The organism is Terrabacter sp. P5_B1 (assembly GCF_056400505.1).
In genome coordinates, this window is sequence record NZ_JBFULD010000205.1 from 1 (window position 1) to 7,688 (window position 7,688).

General features: G+C 71.2%; 5 protein-coding genes. 4 read left to right on the forward strand and 1 reads right to left on the reverse strand.

Annotated elements, in window-relative coordinates; translation table 11 throughout:
* Positions 1-636: SCO1664 family protein (locus AC1DP0_RS14565; protein WP_478085263.1), on the forward strand; the 636-nt coding region annotated here is incomplete at its 5' end.
* Positions 637-710: 74 nt separating this feature from the next.
* Complete coding sequence (gene mshC, locus AC1DP0_RS14570; RefSeq protein WP_478085264.1) at positions 711-1,967, forward strand: cysteine--1-D-myo-inosityl 2-amino-2-deoxy-alpha-D-glucopyranoside ligase; 1,257 nt, start codon at positions 711-713, stop codon at positions 1,965-1,967.
* 75 nt (positions 1,968-2,042) lie between these two features.
* Here the strand turns inward: mshC and AC1DP0_RS14575 are convergent, their stop codons facing one another.
* Positions 2,043-2,897: a PAC2 family protein gene (locus AC1DP0_RS14575; protein ID WP_478085267.1), complete on the reverse strand. Its 855-nt coding sequence runs from the start codon at positions 2,895-2,897 to the stop codon at positions 2,043-2,045.
* 275 nt (positions 2,898-3,172) lie between these two features.
* On the opposite strand from AC1DP0_RS14575, the gene metH reads away from it, so the two are divergent.
* Both metH and AC1DP0_RS14585 read left to right on the forward strand, forming a co-directional pair.
* The gene (gene metH / locus AC1DP0_RS14580; protein WP_478085265.1) at positions 3,173-6,955 is read left to right on the forward strand and encodes a methionine synthase; all 3,783 of its coding nucleotides are present in this window, start codon (positions 3,173-3,175) and stop codon (positions 6,953-6,955) included.
* A gap of 4 nt (positions 6,956-6,959) precedes the next feature.
* The gene (locus tag AC1DP0_RS14585) at positions 6,960-7,676 is read left to right on the forward strand and encodes an HAD family hydrolase (RefSeq protein ID WP_478085266.1); all 717 of its coding nucleotides are present in this window, start codon (positions 6,960-6,962) and stop codon (positions 7,674-7,676) included.
* The last annotated feature ends 12 nt before the right edge of the window (positions 7,677-7,688 follow it).

The following is a 7,688-nucleotide window of genomic DNA, read 5'->3' on the forward strand; positions in this document are numbered from 1 at the left end:
CCCGAAGGCACCCTTGCCGGCCGCGAGGTGGCGGCCCAGGTGGTCTCCGAGCTCGGCGGCTGGGACGTCGTCCCCACGACCGTGATGCGCGACGGCCCCCTCGGTCCGGGGTCGGTGCAGCTGTGGATCGGTGACCCGTTCGAGCCCGTCGCGGACGACGTCGTCGTCGACCTCGTACCCGAGGGGCGCACCCCTGAGGGCTGGTGTGCCGTCTTCGACGGTGAGACGCCCGGCGGCTCTGCCGTCACGGTCGTGCACTCGGGCGCCGACGACGTGCGGTCGCTGGCCGTGCTCGACGCCGCCCTCAACAACTCGGACCGCAAAGGCTCCCACTGCCTCCGGGACGCGGACGGCCGTCTCTGGGCCATCGACCACGGCGTGACCTTCTCGCCGACGCCGAAGCTGCGCACGGTGCTGTGGGGCTGGGCGGGCAAGCCGATCGTGGACGCCGACCTCGTGCGGCTCGAGCGCCTCAGGCGTGCCCTCGAAGCCAGCGACGTCCGCGACCGCCTGCTCGTGCTGCTGCCGGAGGCCGACGTCGACGCCCTCATGCTGCGGGTCGCGCGGCTCATCGACCGCGGGGTGCACCCGTCGCCGCGGCGCGACTGGCCGTCGGTGCCCTGGCCGCCACTGTGAGGCCGTGTGCGGGTCGGCCCACCGCCCCGGTGCCCGCGACGAGGGGCTGCCGCACCGCGGGATAGAGTCTGCGCGTGAGAAGTTGGCCGATGCCGTTCGTTCCCAAGGTTCCCGGCAGCGCACCCGAGGTGCGCGTCCGTGACACGGCATCGGGCGAGCTGGTTCCTGCTGCGCGTGGCGAGCTCGTCACGCTCTACGTCTGCGGCATCACCCCCTACGACGCCACACATCTCGGGCACGCGGCGACCTACGTGACGTTCGACCTGCTCGGGAGGGCGCTGCGCGCCAGCGGCCACACCGTGCGCTACGTCCAGAACATCACCGACATCGACGACCCGCTGCTCGAGCGGGCCGAGCGGGACGGCATCGACTGGCGCGACCTCGCGACGCGCGAGATCGCGCTCTTCCGTGAGGACATGACCGCGCTCGCCGTGATCCCTCCCGACGAGTACCTCGGTGCCGTCGAGAGCATCCCCACCTTCGTGGGCCCCATCGAGAAGCTCGTCGTCGACGGCTGGGCGTATGCCGTGCCTGCGCCGGACGCGTCGCGCCCGGGTGCCCAGGACTTCTACTTCGACGTCGCGAGGGACCCGCGGTTCGGCTCGGTCAGCCACCTCGACGAGGCGGGCATGACGGAGGTCTTCGCCGAGCGCGGGGGAGACCCCGACCGGGAGGGCAAGCGCAACCGGCTCGACGCCCTGCTGTGGCGGGCGCACCGTGCGGGCGAGCCCGAGTGGGACGGCGGGTCGCTCGGCTCGGGTCGCCCGGGCTGGCACATCGAGTGCGCCTGCATCGCGCTCGACCACCTCGGCATCCCCGTCGACGTCCAGGGCGGCGGCACCGACCTCGTCTTCCCGCACCACGAGATGAGCTCGGCGCACGGCCGCGCGCTCAGCGGGTCCCAGTCCTTCGCGGGCGCCTTCGTCCACCAGGGCATGGTCGGCCTCGACGGCGAGAAGATGAGCAAGAGCAAGGGCAACCTCGTCCTCGTCTCGCAGCTGCGTCGTGACGGCATCGACCCGATGGCGATCCGGCTGGCCCTGCTCGCCCGGCACCACGCGTACGACTGGATGTGGACGCACGACCAGCTCGTCGAGGCGCAGCAGCGGCTCGCGACCTGGCGAGAGGCCTTGTCGTGCAACGGCGGTCCCGTCGCGGACCAGACCGTCGACGACATCCGCGCCGCCCTAGCGGACGACCTCGACAGCCCGCGGGCCCTCGAGGCGGTCGACCGATGGGCCAGCCAGGCCCTGACCCGGGGCGGCGACGACCCCGGCGCCCCGGGCGTGCTCGGCCGGGCGCTGGACGCCCTGCTCGGCATCCGCCTCTGACCCCTAGCTGATCGACACGACCCTCCATTCGTCAATCGAAAGAGCATTCCCTCGCACGGAATGCTCTTTCGGTCGTCAGCGGCCGGTCTGGTCGTCGTCGCGTCCGCGGAGGTAGCGCTCGAACTCGCGCGCGATGGCGTCACCGCTGGCCTCGGGCAGCTCGGCGGTGTCCTGTGCCTCCTCGAGGGACTGGACGTACTCGGCGACCTCCTCGTCGGACTGGGCCAGCTCGTCGACGCCGCGCTCCCACGCCCGGGCGTTCTCCTCGAGCTCGCCGTGCGGCACGGTGACCCCGAGCAGCGACTCGATGCGGCGGAGCAGGCTCAGGGTCGCCTTCGGCGACGGCGCACCGCCGGCGTAGTGCGGCACGGCGGCCCACGCCGAGACCGTCGGGATGCCGGTGTCGGCGGCGGCGTGGCTCAGCACCCCCACGATGCCTGTCGGGCCTTCGTAGCGCGACGCCTCGACGTCGAAGCGGTGGATCGCCGCCTCGTCCTCGGCGGTGGCGGTGACGGGGATCGGTCGGGTGTGCGGGACGTCCGCGAGGAGCGCGCCGACGGTGACGATCGTCGTGACCCCGAACCGCTCGGCGAGCTCGAGGAGCTCGACCGTGAAGGCCCGCCAGCGCATCGACGGCTCGATGCCCTGCACGAGGACGACGTCACGGTCCAGGCCGGTCTCGGTGGCGACGAGGACGCGCGTCGTGGGCCAGGTCAGCGCGCGCCGACCGTCCTCGAGCGACACGCGCGGACGGTTCACCTGGAAGTCGTAGTAGTCCTCGGGGTCGAGCGCCGCGACGACCTCGGCGTCCCAGACCTCCGCGAGGTGGCGGACTGCGCTCGTGGCCGCCTCGCCGGCGTCGTTCCAGCCCTCGAAGGCCGCGATGAGCACCGGGTCGATCAGCTCCGGCACGTCCTCGAACTCCAGCACCATGTCTCCTTCACCGTGGGCGCGGTCGCGTCCACCCCTTCAGCCTAGGACCTGCCGGACCGGATGGGCCGAACTCCCGGGCGGGCGCGCCTTGGGCGGCGGGGGCTCGGACGGCGGGGGCTCGGGCGCGGAGTCGAGTGTGCACTCGAGCGGGTATGCCGGAGGTGGGGTCGCGTGACCGCAGTGCGGGCGGCGACGCGGCAGCCACGGCAGGTCCGTAGAATCGGGCCGGTCCCGTCCTACGGCACGTCCTCGTGCCGCCGAGAGGAGCCACGTTGTCCCAGCCGCAGCAGCGACCCGATGCCACCGACAGCCTCACCGCCACGCTCGGGCGGCGCATCCTGGTCCTCGACGGCGCCATGGGGACGGCCATCCAGCGTGACCGGCCCGACGAGGCCGGCTACCGCGGCGAGCGCTTCGCCGACTGGCCGAGCGACGTCCAGGGCAACAATGACCTCCTGACGCTGACCGCGCCCGAGATCATCGCCGGCATCCACCGCGAGTACCTGGAGGCCGGCGCCGACATCATCGAGACCAACACCTTCAACGCCAACGCGGTCTCGCTGTCGGACTACGGCATGGAGGAGCTCGCCTACGAGCTGAACTTCGAAGCCGCGGCCCTGGCGCGCCGTGAGGCGGACGCCATGACGGAGCGCACACCCGAGCGACCCCGCTACGTCGCGGGCGCACTCGGGCCGACGACGCGTACGGCCTCGATCTCTCCTGACGTCAACGACCCCGGGGCGCGCAACGTCTCCTACGACCAGCTCGTGGCGGCCTACCTCGAGGCCGCGCGGGGACTCGTCGACGGCGGCAGCGACCTCATCTTCATCGAGACGATCTTCGACACCCTCAACGCCAAGGCGGCGATCTTCGCCGTCGAGACCCTCTTCGAGGAGCAGGGCCGGCGGTGGCCGGTCGTCGTCTCCGGCACCATCACCGACGCGTCCGGGCGCACGCTCTCCGGTCAGGTCACGGAGGCGTTCTGGGACTCCGTCCGGCACGTGTCACCGCTAGCGGTCGGCCTCAACTGTGCCCTCGGCGCCAAGGAGATGCGGCCCTACATCGCCGAGATGGCCCGGCTGGCCGACTCGTTCGTCTCCTGCTACCCCAACGCCGGGCTGCCCAACGCCTTCGGGGAGTACGACGAGGCGCCCGACGAGACCGCGGGCATCGTCGGTGAGTTCGCCGAGGCGGGCCTCGTCAACCTCGTCGGCGGCTGCTGCGGCACGACGCCCGAGCACATCGCCGCGATCGCGCGCGCCGTTGAGGGCAAGCCGGTCCGTGAGCCCGCGCCCCTCGTGCCCGCCATGCGCCTGTCGGGTCTCGAGCCGTTCACCATCACCGACGACAGCCTCTTCGTCAACGTCGGCGAACGCACCAACATCACCGGCTCGGCGCGCTTCCGCACCCTCATCAAGGACGGCGACTACGACACCGCCCTGTCGGTCGCTGCGCAGCAGGTCGAGAGCGGCGCGCAGGTCATCGACGTCAACATGGACGAGGGGATGATCGACGGGGTCGCGGCCATGGACCGCTTCCTCAAGCTCGTCGCGAGCGAGCCCGACATCAGCCGGGTGCCCGTCATGGTCGACTCCTCCAAGTGGGAGGTCATCGAGGCCGGGCTCAAGTGCGTGCAGGGCAAGGCGATCGTCAACTCGATCTCCCTCAAGGAGGGTGAGGAGTCGTTCCTGCGCCAGGCCCGGCTCGTGCGCAAGTACGGCGCTGCGGCCGTCGTCATGGCCTTCGACGAGGACGGTCAGGCCGACTCGCTCGAGCGCCGCAAGCAGATCTGCTCCCGGGCCTACCGCCTGCTCACCGAGGAGGTCGGCTTCCCCGCAGAGGACATCATCTTCGACCCCAACGTCTTCGCAGTGGCCACGGGCATCGAGGAGCACGCCTCCTACGGGCTCGACTTCATCGAGGCGACGCGGTGGATCAAGGAGAACCTGCCGGGCGCCAAGGTCTCGGGCGGCATCTCGAACGTCTCGTTCAGCTTCCGGGGCAACAACCCGGTGCGCGAGGCGATCCACGCCGTGTTCCTCTACCACGCCATCCGCGCCGGCCTCGACATGGGCATCGTCAACGCCGGTGCCCTGGCCGTCTACGACGAGGTCGACCCCGAGCTGCGCGAGCGGATCGAGGATGTCGTCCTCAACCGCCGACCCGACGCAGCCGAGCGGCTCCTCGAGATCGCGGAGGAGTACAACAAGGTCGGTCAGGCCGCCGAGGTCAGCGAGGAGGAGTGGCGCGCCCTGCCGCTCGGCGAGCGCATCACGCACGCCCTCGTCAAGGGCGTCGACGCATACATCCAGGGGGACACCGAGCTGCTCCGCGCGGAGATCGCCGGTCGCGGTGGGCACCCGATCGAGGTCATCGAGGGCCCGCTCATGGACGGCATGAACGTCGTCGGCGACCTCTTCGGCGCGGGCAAGATGTTCCTCCCCCAGGTGGTCAAGAGCGCCCGCGTCATGAAGAAGGCCGTCGCCTACCTCATCCCGTTCATCGAGGAGGAGAAGGCCAAGGACCCCGAGCTCGCCACCGCCAAGGACACCAACGGCACGATCGTCATGGCGACCGTCAAGGGCGACGTGCACGACATCGGCAAGAACATCGTCGGCGTCGTCCTGCAGTGCAACAACTACGAGGTCATCGACCTGGGCGTCATGGTGCCGGCCCAGAAGATCCTCGACGCCGCCAAGGAGCACGACGCCGACATCATCGGGCTGTCGGGTCTCATCACGCCGTCGCTCGACGAGATGGTGGGCTTCGCCGCCGAGATGCAGCGCCAGGGCCTGACCATCCCCCTCCTCATCGGGGGTGCGACGACCTCCCGCGCGCACACCGCCGTCAAGGTCGACCAGCGCTACGACGGGCCCGTCGTCTGGGTCAAGGACGCCTCACGATCCGTCCCGACCGCGGCGGCGCTCCTCAGCGACGAGCTGCGGCCGAAGCTGCTTGCCCAGGTCAAGGAGGACTACGACTCGCTGCGGACCCGCCACGCGGCCAAGCACGACCGGCCCCTGCTCGGCCTCGCGCAGGCCCGGGAGCGGCGCACCCCTGTCGACTGGTCCGGCTACCGGCCGCCGCACCCGCACCTGTTGCTCCAGCAGGACCACGACGTGTCGACGATCACCCGATCGCACCGGATCTCCCAGCACGTCAAGGCCTTCCACCACTATTCCCTCGGTGAGCTGCGCCGCTACATCGACTGGCAGCCGTTCTTCAACACGTGGGAGATGAAGGGCAGCTTCCCCGACATCCTCAACAACCCGGCCAGTGGTCCGGCCGCGCGCAAGCTCTACGACGACGCGCAGGCCATGCTCGACCGCATCATCGACGAGCGCTGGCTCACGGCCAACGGAGTCATCGGCTTCTTCCCCGCCAACTCCGTGGGGGACGACGTCGAGGTCTACCTCGACGACGCACGCACCGAGCCGCTGACGGTGCTCCACCACCTGCGCCAGCAGGGGGAGCWCCGCGCCGGCGTGCCGAACCGCTCGCTCGCCGACTACGTCGCACCGAAGGGGACCGCGGACTGGATCGGCGGCTTCGCCGTGACAGCCGGCCTCGGTGGGGCAGAGCGGGTCGCCGCCTTCAGGGCCGAGCTCGACGACTACAACGCGATCCTGCTCGAGTCGCTCGCCGACCGCCTGGCCGAGGCCTTCGCCGAGCGGATGCACGAGCGGGTCCGCAAGGAGTTCTGGGGCTACGCGCCCGACGAGCACCTCGACAACGTCGCGCTCATCAAGGAGCAGTACGCCGGCATCCGTCCAGCCCCCGGATACCCGGCCTGCCCCGAGCACACCGAGAAGGAGACGCTCTGGCGCCTGCTCGACGTCGAGGCCAACACCGGCATCACGCTCACCGAGAGCATGGCGATGGCGCCGGGCGCCTCGGTGAGCGGCTGGTACCTCTCCCACCCGCAGGCCCAGTACTTCGTCGTCGGCCGTCTGGGCCGCGACCAGGTGCAGGACTACGCCGACCGCAAGGGCTGGACGCTCGCCGAGGCCGAGCGCTGGCTGTCCTCCAACCTCGCGTACGACCCGGAGGACTGACCCGGTGCCCCTCTCACACGCCCCCGAGGCCGACGTCGTGGTGCCGGCCCTCCCGGCCGCGGTCCTCTGGGACATGGACGGCACGCTCGTCGACACCGAGCCCTACTGGATCCAGGCCGAGCACGAGCTCGTCGCGGCACACGGCGGCGAGTGGAACGACGAGTTCGCGCACCAGCTCGTCGGCAACGCGCTCGAGGTGTCGGCCCAGCTGATCATCGAGAAGTCGGGGATCTCGCTGTCCGTGCCGGAGATCGTCGACGCCCTCCTCGGTCGCGTCATCACCCAGGTCGAGCGTCGCGTGCCGTGGCGTCCCGGCGCCCGCGAGCTGCTGCTCGAGCTCGGCGCCCTCGGCGTGCCGTCGCTGCTCGTCACGATGTCGTGGCGCTCGCTCGCCGACATGGTCGTGCGGCGCCTGCCGGAGGGCGCCTTCGACCACCTCGTCACGGGCGACGAGGTGAGCCACGGCAAGCCGCACCCGGAGCCCTACCTCGCGGCCGCGCGCCTCGTCGGGGTCGACCCTGCCGACTGCATCGCCATCGAGGACTCCCCGGCCGGCGTCCGCTCCGCGACCGCTGCGGGGGTGCCGACGATCGCGATCCCGCACGTCGTGCCGGTGCCCCCGATCGATGGCGCGGTGCACCTGGACACGCTTGCAGGTGTCTCCGCGGTCGACCTCACCACGATCGTCGCGCCGATCCGGGCAGCGCCTCCGGGCCGCTGACGCCGTCAGCGG